This window comes from Rhodococcus sp. EPR-134 (genome assembly GCF_001647205.1).
Classification (GTDB): Bacteria; Actinomycetota; Actinomycetes; order Mycobacteriales; family Mycobacteriaceae; genus Rhodococcus_F; species Rhodococcus_F qingshengii.
Genome location: NZ_LVCT01000019.1, coordinates 1 through 16684 on the forward strand (window position 1 = coordinate 1; position 16684 = coordinate 16684).

General features: G+C 62.2%; 16 protein-coding genes and 1 riboswitch. Of the genes, 5 read left to right on the forward strand and 11 right to left on the reverse strand.

Annotation, left to right across the window (positions count from 1 at the left end; all coding sequences use genetic code 11):
* Together A2J01_RS00680 and A2J01_RS00685 are read right to left on the reverse strand one after the other, a co-directional pair.
* Positions 1 to 850, reverse strand: an 850-nt coding sequence (locus A2J01_RS00680) for a saccharopine dehydrogenase family protein (RefSeq protein WP_064111462.1), incomplete at its 3' end; no start/stop codon positions are given.
* Positions 843 to 1841, reverse strand: coding sequence for an alpha/beta hydrolase family protein (locus A2J01_RS00685; RefSeq protein WP_029254370.1), 999 nt, complete (start codon positions 1839 to 1841; stop codon positions 843 to 845). The genes A2J01_RS00685 and A2J01_RS00680, both read right to left, overlap by 8 nt.
* Positions 1842 to 1984: 143 nt before the next feature.
* Between A2J01_RS00685 and A2J01_RS00690 the strand changes: the two genes are divergently transcribed.
* Positions 1985 to 2863, forward strand: coding sequence for a DNA-binding transcriptional regulator (locus A2J01_RS00690; RefSeq protein WP_064111478.1), 879 nt, complete (start codon positions 1985 to 1987; stop codon positions 2861 to 2863).
* Here A2J01_RS00690 and A2J01_RS00695 read toward each other — a convergent pair.
* The 8 genes from A2J01_RS00695 to A2J01_RS00730 form a co-directional block, all read right to left on the reverse strand.
* Positions 2842 to 3456, reverse strand: a complete 615-nt coding sequence (locus A2J01_RS00695; RefSeq protein ID WP_042922755.1) for a hypothetical protein — start codon at positions 3454 to 3456, stop codon at positions 2842 to 2844. The genes A2J01_RS00690 and A2J01_RS00695 overlap by 22 nt on opposite strands.
* 210 nt (positions 3457 to 3666) lie before the next feature.
* Positions 3667 to 4992, reverse strand: coding sequence for an aminotransferase class V-fold PLP-dependent enzyme (locus A2J01_RS00700; protein WP_064111464.1), 1326 nt, complete (start codon positions 4990 to 4992; stop codon positions 3667 to 3669).
* A 53-nt stretch (positions 4993 to 5045) separates the two neighbouring features.
* Positions 5046 to 5160: riboswitch (SAM riboswitch) on the reverse strand.
* Between the two features lie 60 nt (positions 5161 to 5220).
* A complete protein-coding gene (locus tag A2J01_RS00705; RefSeq protein ID WP_064111466.1) occupies positions 5221 to 6756 on the reverse strand; it encodes a PucR family transcriptional regulator in 1536 nt (511 codons plus the stop codon).
* Positions 6753 to 7811, reverse strand: a complete 1059-nt coding sequence (locus A2J01_RS00710) for a DUF917 domain-containing protein (RefSeq protein WP_064111468.1) — start codon at positions 7809 to 7811, stop codon at positions 6753 to 6755. Before A2J01_RS00710 ends, A2J01_RS00705 begins: the two co-directional genes overlap by 4 nt.
* A 6-nt stretch (positions 7812 to 7817) precedes the next feature.
* Positions 7818 to 8927: a DUF917 domain-containing protein gene (locus tag A2J01_RS00715; protein WP_064111470.1), complete on the reverse strand. Its 1110-nt coding sequence runs from the start codon at positions 8925 to 8927 to the stop codon at positions 7818 to 7820.
* A complete protein-coding gene (locus tag A2J01_RS00720) occupies positions 8924 to 10504 on the reverse strand; it encodes a hydantoinase/oxoprolinase N-terminal domain-containing protein (protein ID WP_054831716.1) in 1581 nt (526 codons plus the stop codon). The genes A2J01_RS00715 and A2J01_RS00720 overlap by 4 nt, the downstream gene beginning before the upstream one ends.
* A 30-nt stretch (positions 10505 to 10534) precedes the next feature.
* Positions 10535 to 11902 carry a purine-cytosine permease family protein gene (locus A2J01_RS00725; protein WP_064111472.1) on the reverse strand — a complete coding sequence of 456 codons (1368 nt, stop codon included), beginning with the start codon at positions 11900 to 11902 and terminating at the stop codon, positions 10535 to 10537.
* A 151-nt stretch (positions 11903 to 12053) separates the two neighbouring features.
* Positions 12054 to 12785 (reverse strand): SDR family oxidoreductase, encoded by a 732-nt coding sequence (locus tag A2J01_RS00730; RefSeq protein WP_042922757.1) that lies wholly within the window; start codon positions 12783 to 12785, stop codon positions 12054 to 12056.
* Between the two features lie 244 nt (positions 12786 to 13029).
* Here A2J01_RS00730 and A2J01_RS36195 point away from each other — a divergent pair, with 244 nt between their 5' ends.
* Positions 13030 to 13170: a hypothetical protein gene (locus A2J01_RS36195; RefSeq protein ID WP_003941170.1), complete on the forward strand. Its 141-nt coding sequence runs from the start codon at positions 13030 to 13032 to the stop codon at positions 13168 to 13170.
* On the opposite strand, the gene A2J01_RS00735 is transcribed toward A2J01_RS36195, so the two are convergent.
* The gene (locus tag A2J01_RS00735) at positions 13158 to 13484 is read right to left on the reverse strand and encodes a hypothetical protein (protein WP_039972778.1); all 327 of its coding nucleotides are present in this window, start codon (positions 13482 to 13484) and stop codon (positions 13158 to 13160) included. The genes A2J01_RS36195 and A2J01_RS00735 overlap by 13 nt on opposite strands.
* Positions 13485 to 13523: 39 nt before the next feature.
* Between A2J01_RS00735 and A2J01_RS00740 the strand changes: the two genes are divergently transcribed.
* From A2J01_RS00740 to A2J01_RS00750, 3 genes are all read left to right on the forward strand, one after another.
* Complete coding sequence (locus A2J01_RS00740) at positions 13524 to 13928, forward strand: hypothetical protein (RefSeq protein WP_064111474.1); 405 nt, start codon at positions 13524 to 13526, stop codon at positions 13926 to 13928.
* 428 nt (positions 13929 to 14356) lie between these two features.
* Positions 14357 to 16210 (forward strand): BCCT family transporter, encoded by a 1854-nt coding sequence (locus tag A2J01_RS00745; RefSeq protein WP_064111476.1) that lies wholly within the window; start codon positions 14357 to 14359, stop codon positions 16208 to 16210.
* Between the two features lie 122 nt (positions 16211 to 16332).
* Positions 16333 to 16684: AMP-binding protein (locus tag A2J01_RS00750; protein WP_156519130.1), on the forward strand; the 352-nt coding region annotated here is incomplete at its 3' end.

The following is a 16684-nucleotide window of genomic DNA, read 5'->3' on the forward strand; positions in this document are numbered from 1 at the left end:
CGAGCGAAGGCTTGCCCAATTCTTCGGCGGCCGAGTCGAGATCGATTCTCCCCTTGTCGATGTCGGCGCGGAGAACGTCGAGAAACGCCACGGTTTCCGGTGTGATGACCATCAGATTTGCCGAATGCCCCGCAGGATTGATGGTCCGATGAAACATCACCGGCTCCGGATGCCCGACCACGTAAGCGTTCCCCCGACGTCCGCCGGGCAGTTCGAGTGCGATGGAACGCAACGGTTCTTCGTTGACGATTCGCCCCGCACGAACCACCGGAACCTGGCCGCTGATCTGCTGCATCCAGTGAACGGCGGCTGCACTCAATGTGTCCACCGACTCGTCCTCGCCCTCGACATCAACCGGCCAGGCTGTATACAGATCGTCGACCACGTCCAATCGCGAGACTGCCATTGCGGCCAGGAGGTTACTCATCCCGGGACTTGCGCCCATGCCGACTACCGCACAGATTCCGGCTCCCCTCGCGGCACAGTCCAATTCCAGCATGTCGACGGCCGGCTCCCAGTCGTCGCAGATGTCGAGATAGTGAGTCCCGGTCTCGATCGCTGCCTGGAGAATGCCGACGCCGAAACGGAAGAACGGTCCGACCGTATTGACGACCACGTCTGCGCCGTCAAGCAATTCACGTAGCGTGCGACCGTCCGTGACGTCGATGCTGCGCGCCTCGACTTCCGCTGAGGCCTGCGCCAGTTCAACTGAAAGACGCTTCGCAGCATCGATATCGCGATCCGCGACTACTACCTTGCCGATTCCCGGCAATGTTGCGGCCAGACGAACTGCTGCCGAGCCCATGGCACCGGCACCACCCAGTGCGACAACCGTGATTCCGTCAGCCATGAATTCCCTCCAAAAATGCAGTCTGATCCGCTAGATAGCCGGGAGCGAAGATCGAACGGGGAGCAAGAACGGCCACCAGAGCCGACATCAATTCCGAGTCTTCGAGGTCCTTCTCCACAATCGAGTGAGTGGCGTCGGGGTACTTCTTGACCACCAGTTGCCCTGGCGAGTCGAGTAATTCGCGGTACACCCTTTCGGTATCAGCCACGTCGACGTTGACGTCTTGTCCGCCGATGATCAAGAGCACCGGAACCTTCACGGTTTCGAGATCGGCTCGCGCATCCGAGAGGTAGTTCTTTCGGATGAAGTTCCACCGGTCTTCGGTGAGACCGTCGGCCTCGCCGGAGGCCACGAGATCGTCGAACGATGCATCACGGGCCAACTGATCCAAGTTCTTCGCACGATCGACCCGCGCTTTCTCGAACTCGTCGGCCGACGCATTTCTCTCGGAAAGTTCGGCTAGGGTATTGAATTCGCCTTGTTGGAGCCAGTTGATCGCGGGACCCACGGCAATGACGAACGCTACGTCCGGGTCGAGGTTCACCACCTTGGGCATCACCCACCCTGCCTGGCTTGCACCCCACAGACCGATCCGAGACGGATCGATATCCGAACGTCCCCGCGCCCACTCGATTGCCGCTTCCGTTTCTGCCGCGCGATCGTCCATGCTCTGGTCGAGCCAATTGCCCGGTGCCCCATTCACCCCCGGCTTGTCCCAGGAGAGTGACGCGTACCCCGCCTTTGCGAACGCCTCCCACACCGGTCGATAGAACGTCTCATGTGTTGCATCGACCGGGCCGTCTCCGTGGACGAAAACCACGAGCCCGAAGGGACCGTCACCGTGTTCGGGCAGTGCAAGGACTCCCTGGAGCGGCACCGATCCCCCGGTGATCGTCACTTTTTCCTCACGGATGTCATAGGTGTTCTGGTACAGCGTCCAGCCCACCAGAGTCGCGATCAGAACAACGACCACCGCCAGGGAAGTAACCATCCACCTGCGTAAACGAGGCTTACTCTTGCCCTCGCTCATCGATTCCGCTGCCATCTTCCCGCCCTAACGTACGAATTTGAAACGATCGTATTGCATTCGATAGTACAGTTGTGGGCGAAGATGTCGAGAAGCGAGGAAAGGACATGGCGATGACCGACAGGGACGTCGAGGTACCCACGAGGATCTTGATCGAGGGACTACTGCGCACGGACGGAACTGTCGACGGACGCACCCTTTATGCCACCGCCGACGCCCTCGGCAAAACTGATCAACAGGTTCGGCTGTGCATCAAGCGGTTGGTCACCGAGGGGAAGTTCACTCAGGAAGGTCGCGGGCGGCAGGCCACGCTACGAGCAACGCCGAAAGCCCTGCGCGAGATGGAACCCGACGTCGAATTCGTTCGGCTGGCCTATCGACAAGACCGCGACACTGTGACGCCGTGGGACGGGTATTGGCACCTGGCCGGATTCGCAATTCCGGAGTCGTCACGGAAAGGGCGAGATGCGCTGCGCACCAAGGTCGTCTACCTCGGCGGCGCGCTCGTCCAGGGCGGTCTGTACGTCTCGCCGCACGCCTGGGAACCGTATATTCGCGATGCGGCCGCCGAACTCGACGTCGAACAGCACCTGTCTTCTCTCACCACTCGAGATCTGAAAGTGGGCACTCTCGAAGACCCCGTGAAGATTGCCGCGCAGTTGTGGCCACTGGACCAGATCGCTGACGGATACGAACGGCTACTCGACGTAGCGACCGCACGCCTGCACAAACTGCAGAACAGTCCGGGTACCGATGCTGTCACGATGACCATCGAACTCGCGGCGGAATTCACGCGAGCCATGGAACCGGATCCGCTGTTGCCGCCGGAACTACTGCCCACCAACTGGATCGGCACGAGGGCTCGGTCGATCACTGCGCAGTGCTGGACGCTTCTGGCACAGGTGGACGGTGCCGACGAATTACCGTCGCTGTTCCACCTGTACGCAGATGCAATCGGTGACGATCAGGATGCAAGCGTGCGCTGACGGGGCGGCAGTCCGAAACGCCCGAGAACCTCGTCGACTGCGGTGGACGGTGTGACAAGTCCGCGATCCTGAAGCCACGGAATGGTGCTGTCCACCAGATGCTCGAGCGTTCGAGGCAATGCGAGAGGCAGCAACGTAACGCCGTCGGCGACCTCCGCAGCTCGGATATCGGCGATCAAACTGCCGAGACCGGAAGGCGTTCCGACGTAATGAAGCGAAACGGGAACCCGCGGCGAGGTCAACGCGCTGTCCAACTGCGCAAGCTCCTTACGAGCGGAGCGAGCCTCCGGCGCGATCAGAATCTCGAGATCGACCAGCACTGCGACGCTGTCGGGATCGCGTCCTTCTTCGGCGACGGCAGCGCGTATACGTGCGCGTTCGAGCTGTGCCTCACGCAGATCCGCAGCGCGAATCCGAACCACATTGGTAGGGAATGAAGCCAAATCGAGAGCCTTTTCACCCTCGGTGAGGTCCACCCAGTAGTCGCCGCCGATGATGGGCAGGTTGCCGGGTGCGCCCTCAGCGGCCGGATGGTGACCGAATCCGGTCAACTCGACCGCTACGTGCAGAGAATGCGAAGCGAGTGAAGACATGTGAGACCTCCGAAAATCAGAAAAGTATGGGATGAGCGAGACGAATCGTCAGCTCGAACACATTCCTGAAGAGGTGCGGCACAGATCGACATGGCGACGGCACCACTGACCGAGAGTGATGCTCACTCTCGAAGGGGTGGCGGGAAAATCCGCTGGTGCCATGGCTGCCATGCTAGTTGTCCGTTCGAGTTTTCGGGGACCGAGCTCAGCTCAGACGCACTCGGCTGCGCCGGCATTGTCGTCTGCGGCTCCGAGGAAGGGGCGGGTCTCGGGCACAGGGTTCCACGCACCTGCCGCCTTCGCGTACTTCCAATCACGCTGATTCGAAACCAGGATGTTCACGGCGTCGACCAACCGCGTCACGTCGTCCGAGCTGCTACCGAGGCCGAGGCTGGCGCGAACTGCACCGCCGGAGAGGCCGAGGCGCGCGAGAACCGGATGTGCGCAGAAGCGACCGTCGCGAACTCCGATGCCGTGCTCGGCGGAGAGGAATGCGGCGATCTCGCCCGCTTCGAATCCGTCAACGGTGAAGGTGACGATTCCGACGGCGTCAGGAGCGTCGTTCCACAGTCGCACGAGTGAGACGCCCTCGATGGCGGACAAGCCGTCAGTGAGCTGGGCGGTGAGCGCCTTCTCATGCTCGGCGATCACGTCGAAGTCCAGGGCGTGCAGGGTTTCGCAGGCGGTCGCGATGGCTGCCGCACCGAGCACGTTGGGGGAACCCGCCTCGTGGCGTGCGGGCGCGCAAGCCCACTCGGTGGACTCGATGGTCACCTCACGCACGGCGCCGCCGCCGGCGAGGTACGGCTGAGCTTCGTCGAGCCAGTCACGGCGGCCGACGAGAACGCCGGCGCCGAAGGGCGCGTACAGCTTGTGGCCCGAGAACGCTACGTAGTCGACGCCGCATTCCTGCAGGTCGATGCGACGGTGGGGAGCCAACTGAGCAGCGTCGACGAGGATACGTGCGCCGCAACGGTGAGCGATGTCAGCCAAACGTGCAATCGGCAGGATCTCACCGGTCACGTTGGAGGCCCCGGTGATTGCGAGCAGCGCGGCAGGCTTGGTGCACAGTTCACCGATCAGACGCTCGATCGTTTCTTCGATGGTGTCTGCGGCGGTGACGATACGAGCGTCGTTCCACGGCAACAGGTTTGCGTGATGCTCGACGTCGAGGACGACGGTGCTGCCGGGGACGCACTGCGCAAGCAGGTTCAGCGAATCGGTGGTGTTCCGGGTGAAGACGACAACCTGATCGTCGGCACAGTTCACGAAACGAGCAACGGATTCACGAGCGTTCTCGTAGGTGAGCGTGGAGATCCGGGACGCGTAGCCGGCACCGCGGTGGACGCTGGCGTATGTCGGCAGCAACTCGGCGATACGGTCGGTGACCTGGGCCAATGCCGGCGCACTCGCGGCGTAGTCGAAGTTGGCGTAGGAGCATTCGCCACCCTGAACCAATGGAACCTGCAGGTCGGCACCCGAAACCTTGGCAATCGCGGTGGTGCAGCAGGTGTCGGCACTCAATACAGCAGTCATCGAAGACAATCCTCACGTTCAAGGACTCGTTCGTCGGGAGATGGCCCCGGAAGAGTCCGCGCTTGCCGCATTCGTTTTCGAACGCAGCCGGGTCGTCACCCGGAGCACCCCACCGCGGAGGAGGGTTGCCGACCAGCAAGCCGGGGCTGAACACTGGTACTCGTGACCTGGCAACGAGGATGGCAGGAACCTCCCGTGCTTGTCAAGACGAAGCCGCGAAGATCTCCGTCAGGGCGCGATGGTCCGGCAAGCAAGGTGGAGCGCGAGTCTCGTTTCCGGATCTGCGAGATCCACCGAGAGAAGGCGCTGAATTCTATCGATCCGACTCGATACGGTGTTGCGGTGCAACCCCATTCGGGTTGCGGTGTGAGCCAGAGACGATTCTTCGTCGAGGTACGTCGACAGAGTCTCGAGCAACTCTCCATTGGAATCGCGTAGCGGTGCGAGCAATGCTGCGGCCGCAGGCTGGAAGGTGTCGGTTCGCGTCCACGCCAGCAGCAACTGCGCCAGCCCGAGGCGGTCCACGTGCAGGAATCGACCTGTTTGAGATCGGGAACCGGCGAGCCGAGCGGCATCCCCGGCCTCCGACAGGGACGAACCGATTCCGGCCGGACCGTCGTGTGCGCGTCCCACACCTACCCAGGTCTCCATCGTGGGTTCCAACCTGGCCTGAGCTGCACGGATGCACTCGGCGATCCTGGTGATCGCCTCCGGTCGCGGCTCACCTGGCAGAGTCGTCCACGCCGCCCAGCCGTCAGCCTGTTCCACGACATTGGCGTCGATTCCCTCGGCGGCGAGAGCATCTGCAACCTCGCTGCGTCTTGCCACCAGGTCGACCTCACCGACCGCCAGGACTTTGATGCCGATGTGCCATCCGTCCAGCATCCAACCCGCGTCGAGTGCGCGCCGGAGCAGTCCGGGTGTGGCGTCTGCTGACGTGTCGATCAGTTCACCGAGCAACGCGCTACGCCGGCGCGCTTCACGCTCGTCGACCATGCGCGCAACGGCCAGTCGGTGCCCGGCAGCCAACGAGGCCACGTCGAGAACCACTGAGAGAGAAGCCTCTTCGACGCTTTGACGCACCGGGAGCAGCACCGCCAGCCAGGGCTCTCGGGCTGCGCCGGACATCACCGGGCACGCAATCAGGACCCCGCCGGAGTCCAATTCGACCGTGGTGGGCGCCCCGCGACCCGACAACATACCGGCAGCTGCTCGATCAGCGTCTGACAACAGGTCGGCGCCGGTCATCGGACGTCCGGACGTGTCCAGGAGAAAGAATGAACGCTGAAAGGTGTTCAGTAGCACCGACAGAAGATTCTCGACGCTTCCTCCGGCTCGTTGGCCCGCGTGTGTCGCCCGCAGTACTGCGTCGGCCATCACCGCCCGCGAATTCGAGAGAAGATCACGAAGATCCACGCTGAACTGCCACGGGTCGGATACTCCGAGCACCACCAGTCCGAGCCGATCGGCAAGCAACGAGAGACTCGCATCCTCCGCCGCAGCGCTGTGCACAGCGACCACCTGGCAGCCGGTCGCCGCTGTGCGCCGAAGGAGAGCGTCGAATCTCCACTCCCCGATGTCGATTCGATCGAGAATTACCAGAACTGATCCTGAACTCGCCGCACCCGACACGGCCTCGGCCGACTGTGCCGATTCCCCGGTGAGTGCTCCCACTGTCGTCACGACGGGATCACCCTCCCCGGCCAGTCGATACAGCCCGACAAAGGCCGGGTTGTTCAGCAACGCCGAAACACTCGCGCTCATCGCGCCTCCATCAGCACTGCGTCGTGGTCGATCCCGAATGCCCGCGGGCCGACAACTTTCAATCTGCCCACTTCTTCCGCCCACCACTGTGGACCGGGAAGAACCAACACGGCCACATCGTGCCCCTGGTGCACGGATTCACACGAGACGAAGGCGCCGGTCCGCACGTCGAGCAACGTCACGATGTCCGGGCACGTTGCAATCATCTCGCCGTCCAACGCGACGGTCAGGAACTCACTCTCGAATTCGACTCGTATCACCGCAGAATCGTGTTCGAGAATCACGCTGCCCCGACGATCGCCGGTGTCCGGACGACTACGACGGACCGCACGCACCCGGCCAGTCCCCATTACCAGGGCCCCGGAGCTCTCCGCGATCTCCTGCCAACTGCCCAGGGCCCCGATGTGCTGACCCAGTTCGTGTGCTCGGGAGAGAGTTCCCGGAATGCACGCCTCCTGCACCGTCCGCGCATCGATCGACGCGATCGCCAGAGCGCCCCAACCGCTGGTTCTCCCGATCAACGACCGCACTGCTACCTCGGCGCCGAGCACATCCACTCCGTCGACGACGGTAATGAGGCCGCCGGGCTGGGCGAGTGTGACCGGGCACAATTCCAACCCGGCTGCGGCGAGAGAGAAGTGATCGAGCCGCGGCATCGCTCGACCCAGCAGGTCCGCGTCGACCACGGGAATTCCCAACGCCAACGCCGCCGCAATGCCGGAGAGAGCGTTGAGTCCACCGCCTTCGAAAGTCATCACCGCGGTCGGACGCTTCCCGGTCCAGCGCGTCAAAGCTGCTGCAGTATCTGCAAACTCACGCCCGGAGGGCAATTGCTCCTCCAAGGCCAGGGCCGATCCGACGATTCCCACCGGCATCACCAATGCCTCCTCCGGCAACTGGTCCGGCGCGATGACCTCCACCGAAGTAGACGTCATCAGTGGACGCAGCAATTCCACGAACAAGCGTGGATCGCCGCCCCCGCCGCAGCCCAGGACCACCGCCCCCGCTGCGATCGCGTCGAGGTCGGCCTCCCGGACCGCGTGCAGCCTGCTCACGGCTCGCTATTCTGCCAGTACAGGTTGCTCGAGTGTCTCCACCGGCAGGAACGGGCGATCGAGCCCGAAGCTAGCCGGGCCGAAGACCGCCAGTGCCTCCGGGGTTCTCATGATGGGTGGGGTCGCGATCCCGATGACCGCAACGCGCTGCCCGTACCGCAAGCCCTCGGTGGTGACGGGTTCGGCGGTATCGGCCTCGACGATGCAGATCAGGTCTGGCACGATCGCCACCATCACTCCGGATTGGACGGCGATCAGATTTTCGTTCTGGAACTGAACTTCCAGCTCTTCGTCTCCGACGCCGGCGATCCGCACCGAACCCCGAGCGAACCCCTCATCGGTTCGCCTGTCGACATCGATCACCTTGCCGTGAAAGAGAACTCGCCCGTATCCGTAGAGCGTGTCGGCGAGACTGTCGACAAGCGCCCGCACCGGGTCCACCCGCTGCTCACGTGAAAGTCTGATGGACCGGCCGATGGTCATGGCCAACGACAGAGTCCGTGGGATCGCCGTCCGCTTCACATCTGCACCCGTCATCGAGTACTGCGCGATGTGCGCCATCCCACCGAACCTCGACGTCACCCCGCGGGCGAGGCCCTCCAATCTGCTGTTGTCACTTCCGGTGTCGAAGATCGCCACCTCGTCGTGCTCGTTCGCCATGGCGAGCGGACTCGCCGAAATCCCGTACACCGAGAAGGTTTCCATCTCGAGCTGAGGAAAGGCTCGCCCCATCCCGTCGGCGTCGACAACCGGCAGGCCGCGCCGTGCGGCCACCAGCAACGGAATCATCGAATTGATTCCGCCGCACTCCATCGGCATCGTGGCATCTGCAGTTCGACCCGTGTGCTTCTCCAACGTGATCAGCGCCAGCTCGGGTTCGGTTCCGCGCGGCATCTTTTCGACCACGACGGTCGGGGCACCCATCTGCGCGACGGGAATCACCCACGCGTCGTCGTCAAGCTCCTCCGGATCGAGAATTGTGATTTCACCGGCCTCACCGAGCGCCTGCGTGACCAACATCTTGCCGACGAACGGATCTCCCCCGCCGCCGGTGCCCAACAAGGCTGCGCCCCTGGCGAGGTCGTCGAGATCCGCCGTTCGTAGTGTCCAACTCATCGTGAGCCCTCCTGACCGGTGGAGACCAAACCACTGTGCAGTGCCAAGTCACCGACTGCCTTCACTCGAATACGTGTTGCGTTGCCCGGCAGATACGGAATCGGGACCTCGTCGAACTCCACGATCTGCACCGACTCGGGCCGTGCGCCTGCTGCGACTGCCCGATCGATCGCCTCCTGGCGAGCATCGTCGGCAAAAACCTGCCGGTGCCCGTCCCGCACCGCTTCGACTCGATCTACCTCACCACTGACCTGCGCGATCGCAGCGCCGATCGCATTGGCAACATCGAAGCGCTCAGGACGAATCACCGTTCCCAGGCCCGGGAGTTCACGCTCCAGCAGTACCGATCCCCCGCCAACCGCCACAACGGGAAGTGGATCCGACGTGGTCCGCATCTGTTCCACGGCGTCGGCGACTCGGCGCGAGATCCGGTCGAGTGCCGTCGACACCAGGCCGCGGTCGAGGTGCGCCACCGCACTGCGATCTCCGACGTCGACCAAGCCTGCCGCGACGGCTATGTCGGTGGCCGTCAACGTGTCACCGCCGAATACGAGTGCCCGTGAACCCAATTCGTATCCCACAGATTCGGGTCCGACTGTGAGTCCGTCTGCATCCACCACCGAACCACCACCGATACCGATCGAGAAGACGTCCGGCATACGGAAATTGGTCCGTACCCCCGCGACCGTCACCTCCGTGGTGGCTTCTCTGGGGAAACCGTTGGTCAATACGCCCACGTCGGTAGTGGTGCCCCCGATGTCGATCACCGCACAGCTGGCCAGACCGGACAGAACAGCGGCGCCTCGCATGGAGTTGGTCGGCCCCGAAGCGAAAGTCGCCACCGGATAACGCCTCGCGTACTCGATGTCCATCAAGGTTCCGTCGTTCTGGCTCAGGTACAGCGGCGCGACAATGCCGTGCTCGACCAAAGATCGGGCAAGACCGTCGACGATGTGATCGGCGAGCTCGCGCAGCGCAGCATTGATGATGGTCGCGTTCTCCCGCTGGAGTAGACCCACTCGACCGATCTCGTGCGAGAGCGAAATTGCGACGTCCGGGCCGAGTTCCTCACGCACGATCTCCGCGGCGGCCGCTTCGCATTCGAGATTGACCGGAGAGAACACCGAAGATATTGCGACCGAACGAGTACCGCTGCGAGCCATATCGGCGGCATGGCGGCGAATCTCGTCGGGGTCCAGCGGCGAGATACGACGACCGTCGAACTCGTGCCCACCGTGAGCGAGGTAGTGCCTTCCTTGCACAGCGGAGACCAGGTCTCGCGGCCACCCCACCATCGGCGGAAGCGCGGCGGTCGCCGGAAGCCCCAATCGCAGAGCCGCTGTCGGTGCAAGTCCGCGTTGCTCGATGAGAGCGTTGAGAAAGTGCGTCGTGCCGATCATCACTGCTTGAACAGCGCTGGGAGAGAACGAGTACTGCTGCTGCAGCGCCGTCAGAGCTCCGCCGATTCCGCCGGTGATGTCCTTGCTGGTCGAGTGTTTGACATGCCCGATGACGGTGGTCCCGTCCATCAGGACCGCATCGGTGTTCGTACCACCGACGTCGATTCCGATTCGCATCGCGAACTCCCTTCTACAGTGTGTGCCGTGCTAGTGCGTGAGCGCAGATCTTCCCGAAGTCTCTTGCGGCGCTTCGGTTGCGGTGCGTCCGACTCCGCGAATCAGGCCGAGTCGACCCGCGACGACGTAGAGAACGAAGGCCGAGGCCACCGCGTTGATCGACGGCAGGCCGAAGGTGCTGTAATGACCGATCAGCGCCGAGACGATCCAGATCACCAGCGTGGCCGGTACCCAAGTGGGTGCCGAGTTCGGGAGGGTACCCGCAGCTCGACTCTCCTCCAGATCCTTGCGCCATGTCTTGACGATGAAGTATTCCGCCACCATGATCCCGGCGATCGGCGGGAATCCGACGCCCAACAGGATCAGGAAGTCGGTGAACGAGTTCAGGATTCCGGCAGCCGCGAGGACCGAACCGGTGATGCCGACAACTGCTGTGACAACTGCGCGATTGATCCGTCGACCGAACACGACGTCGATGAAGTTCACGATGCCGAGCCCCGAACTGTACAGGTTCCAGTCGTTGATCTTGAAAGTCCCGAGAACAATGATGAGAACGCCGACCCAGCCGACCGACGACAGGATGATCGTGGCGATATCGGAACTGCGAACGGCATGGGCAAGGAGAACACCGGTCAGCCCGATCACGTATTCGCCCAACGTTATTCCGACGAGCGTCTGCTTCACGACATCGCCTGCCGTGCGGTTGAAGCGCGTCATGTCGGGTGTGATCACGGCTCCGGCAATGAAACCGCCTGCGACGATGGTAGTTCCGGCGAGGAAGCTGAGCTCCGGCCCGGCTGGAGCAGATGTCATCAGATCTGACAGCGAGTGATTACGCAGTTCGGCGATGACGGCCCAACCGACCAGGATCAGGAACAGCGGAACGGTGATGTTGGCGATCAGTTGCATGGATCCGAACCCGCGAAGGACTATCGCGGTGATCAGGAGACCGAAGGCCAAAGCCCACGCCCACTGCGGCAGAAACGGCATGATTCCGTGCAAACCTGATGCAGAGACAGCAGATTGTATGCCGAACCAACCGATCAGGCTGACCCCGATCACCAAACCGATCACCGCGGAACCTGCGTGCCCGAATCCACACCAGCGTGCGACCCCCGATGTGTTGAGCCCTTCACGAACCCCGATGATGCCGATGAAAATACAGACGACCTCGAGAATCACCGCCCCGACTGTCAATGCCCAGAAGGCATTCCAGAACGTCATACCGTAGCCGAGCGTCGCACCGAGCAAGAACTGTGCGAGTGCCGATACCTGACCGAATCGCTGTACTGCCACCGAGAACCACGAATATCGTGCTTCGTCGGGAACGCGGGTGAGCGCGTAGTCGTCACCGTCGGACACTTCACCGCCGGCGGCGGTCGTTGACGTGTTTTTCATGACGGACTCCTCGAATAGTTGGGAAGTGTTCTCGGAGAAGACGGTACGAATGTGGCAGGGGTCACGCCTATGGGCGAATTGGCGTTTCTTCGTGTTACGACAATGCATTTCGCACAGTCGTCATTTCACACAGTCGCCAAATGGCACGGGTCTAACGCAACGCGTACCCGCCGTCGGGGTACAGCGTGGAACCCGTTGTGTACGTGTTGGTGAAGAGATAGAACACCGCTTGTGCAATCTCGTCTTCGTTCCCGACGCGGCCGAGCACGTTGTTCTCGGCACTCCAGGTGAACGCGGCCTCCCGAACCTCCGCCGGGCGCTGAGCCCACAGATGCCCGTCGATGGTTCCGGGAGCGACAGTGTTGACGCGGATCGGCGACAGTTCGACCGCCAGCCCCCGCCCGAGCCCCTCGATTGCCGCGTTGGCTGCAACGTATGCCGCGGCAGCTGCGGGTGGCCGCACACTGGCAGCGCCGGACATGAGGACCACCGATGCGGTGGGTGTCAGCTTGTCGAGCGCAGCGTGCACGACGCGGTACTGCCCCCAGAACTTGGAGGTGAACGGCGACGCCGCTTCCTCGACGCTCTGTTCACGGAACGAGCCGACCTGGTAATCGGCAGCCGTGGTGAAGAGCGCATCGACGCTGGGGATGTTGGTGAAGAACGCTTTCACCGAGTCGTCGTCGGAGGTGTCGACGGTGAACCAGTGCGCCGCCTCACCCAGCTGCGCGGCCGCTGCTTCGAGCTTGGATGCGGTTCGGCCGCCGAGAACTACCTGCGCACCGGCGTCGACGGCAAGCTGCGCCACTCGCAGCCCGATGCCTGTTCCGCCGCCGATCAGTACGACGGTCTTGCCTGAGAGAGGAGAAGGTGTCGTTGTCATGCAGCGACTGTAGGGCTCACCGAATTGTCCCGACATGTGCAGAACGCACAGATTTCACTACGGCACAGTGCTAAGTATCGAGACTTAGCTGTTAGAGGACGCCGCCCCCGGGGATCTCGCTTGACGACGTTTGCTGCGTCGAAACTGCCTTCACATGTACTCCTCCTTCGAGTTCGCCTGTAACAAAACAACTCCCACGACCGAAAATGTCGGTGAACCACAACAGCGAAGGGAAGTAACGACTATGGGATCAGCAGACGTCATGGCCTGGCTCGCCGAGGGTTACCTCGCCGGCGATCCGATTCGCTATCCGCTCTACGTCGGATCGATGTTCCTCGCGATGCCGTTCCAACTGATCGGCGTAATTCTGGGTCACCCCTTCTGAATCGTCACATCAGGCCAGGGCGGACGACGTAGAACGGCCAGAGTTGCGATCACTGCGGCCGCCAACCCGATGAACTCCCCCATCAAAGCCGCCCTGGTGTGATCGACGGCCGGTGACCACGACGGCTCACCCTCGTGGATCGAGAACACTCCCACTGGCACCGGTATCGGGTCGCGGCGCCACCGCCGGTGTAGACGCGAAACCGTGATGATCGTCGATCCGTCGCTGGTCTGGTGCGGTTCTCCGAAGATCGTCGAGGTCCCTGATTCCCCTCGAAATCGCTCCACCGCATCACGAATCTCCATGATCTCCATCGTCGCATCGAAACCGCAGCACTGTGCGAGTATCGATCGATGGCCGAGTGGTGGAATCCGAGCAGGCGCGTCGAGCGATGGTGGCAGACGATCGTGCTGGCCTGGCTTCTCGTTTTCTTCGGCCCAAGCACCATCGACAAGGTCATCACAGAACCCACAGCTTGGAATTGGACATTCCTCGCAATCTGGCTTTTCGCGACGGTCGGGTCTGCGTACTACGCAGGCCAAGCCTGGCGAAACAGGAACAAACCTCAGTCGGTGTGGTGGGAAGGGACGACTGCCCCCACCGAAATACCCGCCGACGACGTCCGTAGCGCACTCGCGTCGACTGACGACCGTATTCCGGCAATCAAGGCACTACGCGAACTGCATCCGGGCTTGGGTCTGAAGGATGCGATGGATCTGATCGACGCTCAGCGGGGCGAACAGGGCCCGCAACACTGATAGTTGCGACCATCACAATCACAGTTAGGTATCGACACCTGACCGCCACGATCGGGCAAGCACACCAGGAGTTAACCACCTGACCGACAGGCTGTTTCGCCGAGTTTGACAAATGTGGTCAATCGGTGAGCGTCGACTCGACCGATTCAACTCACCGTACCAATCGAATTCGCCGTTCAGCATTCCACTCATGGCCCAATGCCACTATTACCCAACGATTTACAACCGGAACTACGGTATCCAGTGAGAACTTTCGCGACAGTGCAGCATCTTTCGTCCAGTTGAGTTGACCGAAACTTGACGTTACGTTGAATTTCAAAGCAATAGCCCGGTCTTGACCTGCGATGGTGTGAGCGCAACGCCCACCTACGCGTGACACGTGGCTGCCCGTATGGGCGCTGTGAATGCCTGAACGTTCGAGGAGTGGAATGACTGCGGTCAAAACTGCGTGGCGTGAACTACGGAAACCCGTGTTCATCCCCGCGTCGATAGTGATCTTTGCCCTGATCGCCTTTGCCGTGATCTATGCGGGAACCGCTGCGGATGCTTTCGAAACTCTCAACAACGTGATCAGCGACGGCGTCGGCTGGTGGTACATCCTCTCGGCTACCGGTTTCGTGATCTTTGCGCTGTACTGCGGAATCAGCCGCATCGGCAACATCCGATTGGGGCGCGACGACGAGCAACCCGAGTTCGGCATGCTCTCGTGGTTCGCGATGCTCTTCAGCGCCGGGATGGGCATCGGCCTCGTGTTCTACGGAGTGGCAGAACCCCTTTCGCACTATGTGAACCCTCCCGTCGCCGGGCAGATCGCGGGATCCACGGACGCCGCAGCCAATCAAGCGATGGAACTTACGCTGTTCCACTGGGGCCTTCATGCATGGGCGATCTACGTCGTCGTCGGCCTTGGTCTGGCGTACATGACCTACCGCAAGGGTCGTCCGCTCTCGATCCGTTGGTTGCTCGAGCCGCTCCTCGGACGGGCTCGCATCGAAGGAAAGATCGGCCACGCCATCGACGTCGTCGCCATCGTCGGCACGCTGTTCGGTGTCGCGACGTCGCTGGGCTTCGGTGTCCAGCAGATCTCGGCCGGCCTCGACTACCTCGGCTGGGTGGAGACCGACAACTGGTTGGTCATCACCATCATCGTCATCGTGACGGGCATGGCCACCTTCTCGGTCGTCTCCGGCGTCACCAAGGGCCTCAAGTGGCTCTCCAACATCAACATGATGCTCGCTGCCGCGCTGGCACTGTTCGTCCTGATTCTGGGACCGACGCTGTTCCTCATGCAGTCGTGGGTGCAGAACCTCGGCGGATACGTCCAGGCCTTGCCCGAACTGATGCTGCGCACGTCCCCGTTCGCCGAAGACGGCTGGCAGGGCGCATGGACCATCTTCTACTGGGGTTGGTGGATGAGCTGGGCACCGTTCGTCGGCATGTTCATCGCGCGCATCTCACGCGGCCGCACCATCCGCGAATTCGTCTTCGGTGTACTGCTGGCCCCGACGCTGGTTGGTTCGTTGTGGTTCACGATCTTCGGTAACTCCGGCATTCTGCGTCAGCGCAACGAGGGCACGATGCTCGACGCATCCGGCTCAGTGGACACCAACACGTCATTGTTCACGCTTCTCGACGGACTTCCGCTCGGAACGATTTCGAGTGTTCTCGCGATCGTCGTGATCGTCTTCTTCTTCGTCACGTCCGCGGATTCCGGCTCGATCGTCATCGACATCCTTGCGACCGGTGGCAGCTTGGAGACCTCCAAGATCACGCGTGTCTACTGGACGTTCCTCTCCGGTGCCGCGGCCGCAGTTCTCCTCATCGTGGGTGGCAGTGGATCGCTCACGGCGCTGCAAACCGTTGCCATCGCCACGGCGGTACCGTTCTCGGTCATCATGGTGCTGGCATGTCTGTCGATGCTGAAGGCGTTCCGATACGAGGTCGCTTCGGCACCGCGCTACCTGCGGGTTTCTACAAATACCTCGACATCAACCGACGTTCCGCAACCCACCGAAAAGCGGCTCCGCGATCTGAAGATCTCGTCGACCTTCGCCGGGCTCACCCCGTCACAAAGCGGGATCATGACGGATCCCTCCGACGCCCACATGCTCGTCGCGGTCCACGAAGTCCCCGCCCATGCGGTCAACATCGACCCGGATACCGGCGCCGTCGACTTCTCCGAGGAATCGAAGGTCGTCGATCCACTGGGCGGAGAGGTGTTCGACACACCCGAGTTCGCCGACTCGGCAGAAGGCCACGCGCAAGCTGCCAGTACGGACTGACCGGCACGTTCGGCATGTTGCATTAGGCATATCTGTTCACCAACTCGCAAACTTGTCATGAGACTTTCAACTCGACAGTTCGCAGGACTCTAAGTTTCGTGAGTAGAACAGGACCAACGGGTTTGCCACTCCAGTCGCAGTCGGAGACGGAACAATCTTTCGGGATTCCGTCCGTATTCCTACGGTCGGCGCATGCACCTGCGCCGCGCACGCTCATCGACATCGTGCGGGCCTCAGCCGAGGCCAACCCGGAAGCACCTGCCATCGACGACGGCGACACCACACTGTCGTACTCGGAGTTGCTCGACGAGATCGCGCTCGGTGCGCGCTGGCTCGGTGATGCCGGCGTCGGCGCAGGTGACCGCGTCGGAATCAGGATGCCGTCAGGTTCGCGTTCGCTGTACGTGGCGATCCTGTCGATCCTCGCGGCGGGCGCCGCCTACGTTCCCGTCGACGCCGACGATCCGGAAGAGC

What these genes read in the sequence shown, in the direction of transcription:
- A2J01_RS00685 (WP_029254370.1), bottom strand. Translation starts at nt 1,841, where the DNA reads ATGGTTACTTCCCTGGCGGTGGTCGTTGTTCTGATCGCGACTCTGGTG.
- A2J01_RS00690 (WP_064111478.1), top strand. Translation starts at nt 1,985, where the DNA reads ATGGCGATGACCGACAGGGACGTCGAGGTACCCACGAGGATCTTGATC.
- A2J01_RS00695 (WP_042922755.1), bottom strand. Translation starts at nt 3,456, where the DNA reads ATGTCTTCACTCGCTTCGCATTCTCTGCACGTAGCGGTCGAGTTGACC.
- A2J01_RS00700 (WP_064111464.1), bottom strand. Translation starts at nt 4,992, where the DNA reads ATGACTGCTGTATTGAGTGCCGACACCTGCTGCACCACCGCGATTGCC.
- A2J01_RS00705 (WP_064111466.1), bottom strand. Translation starts at nt 6,756, where the DNA reads ATGAGCGCGAGTGTTTCGGCGTTGCTGAACAACCCGGCCTTTGTCGGG.
- A2J01_RS00715 (WP_064111470.1), bottom strand. Translation starts at nt 8,927, where the DNA reads ATGAGTTGGACACTACGAACGGCGGATCTCGACGACCTCGCCAGGGGC.
- A2J01_RS00720 (WP_054831716.1), bottom strand. Translation starts at nt 10,504, where the DNA reads ATGCGAATCGGAATCGACGTCGGTGGTACGAACACCGATGCGGTCCTG.
- A2J01_RS00725 (WP_064111472.1), bottom strand. Translation starts at nt 11,902, where the DNA reads ATGAAAAACACGTCAACGACCGCCGCCGGCGGTGAAGTGTCCGACGGT.
- A2J01_RS00730 (WP_042922757.1), bottom strand. Translation starts at nt 12,785, where the DNA reads ATGACAACGACACCTTCTCCTCTCTCAGGCAAGACCGTCGTACTGATC.
- A2J01_RS36195 (WP_003941170.1), top strand. Translation starts at nt 13,030, where the DNA reads ATGGGATCAGCAGACGTCATGGCCTGGCTCGCCGAGGGTTACCTCGCC.
- A2J01_RS00735 (WP_039972778.1), bottom strand. Translation starts at nt 13,484, where the DNA reads ATGGAGATCATGGAGATTCGTGATGCGGTGGAGCGATTTCGAGGGGAA.
- A2J01_RS00740 (WP_064111474.1), top strand. Translation starts at nt 13,524, where the DNA reads ATGGCCGAGTGGTGGAATCCGAGCAGGCGCGTCGAGCGATGGTGGCAG.
- A2J01_RS00745 (WP_064111476.1), top strand. Translation starts at nt 14,357, where the DNA reads ATGACTGCGGTCAAAACTGCGTGGCGTGAACTACGGAAACCCGTGTTC.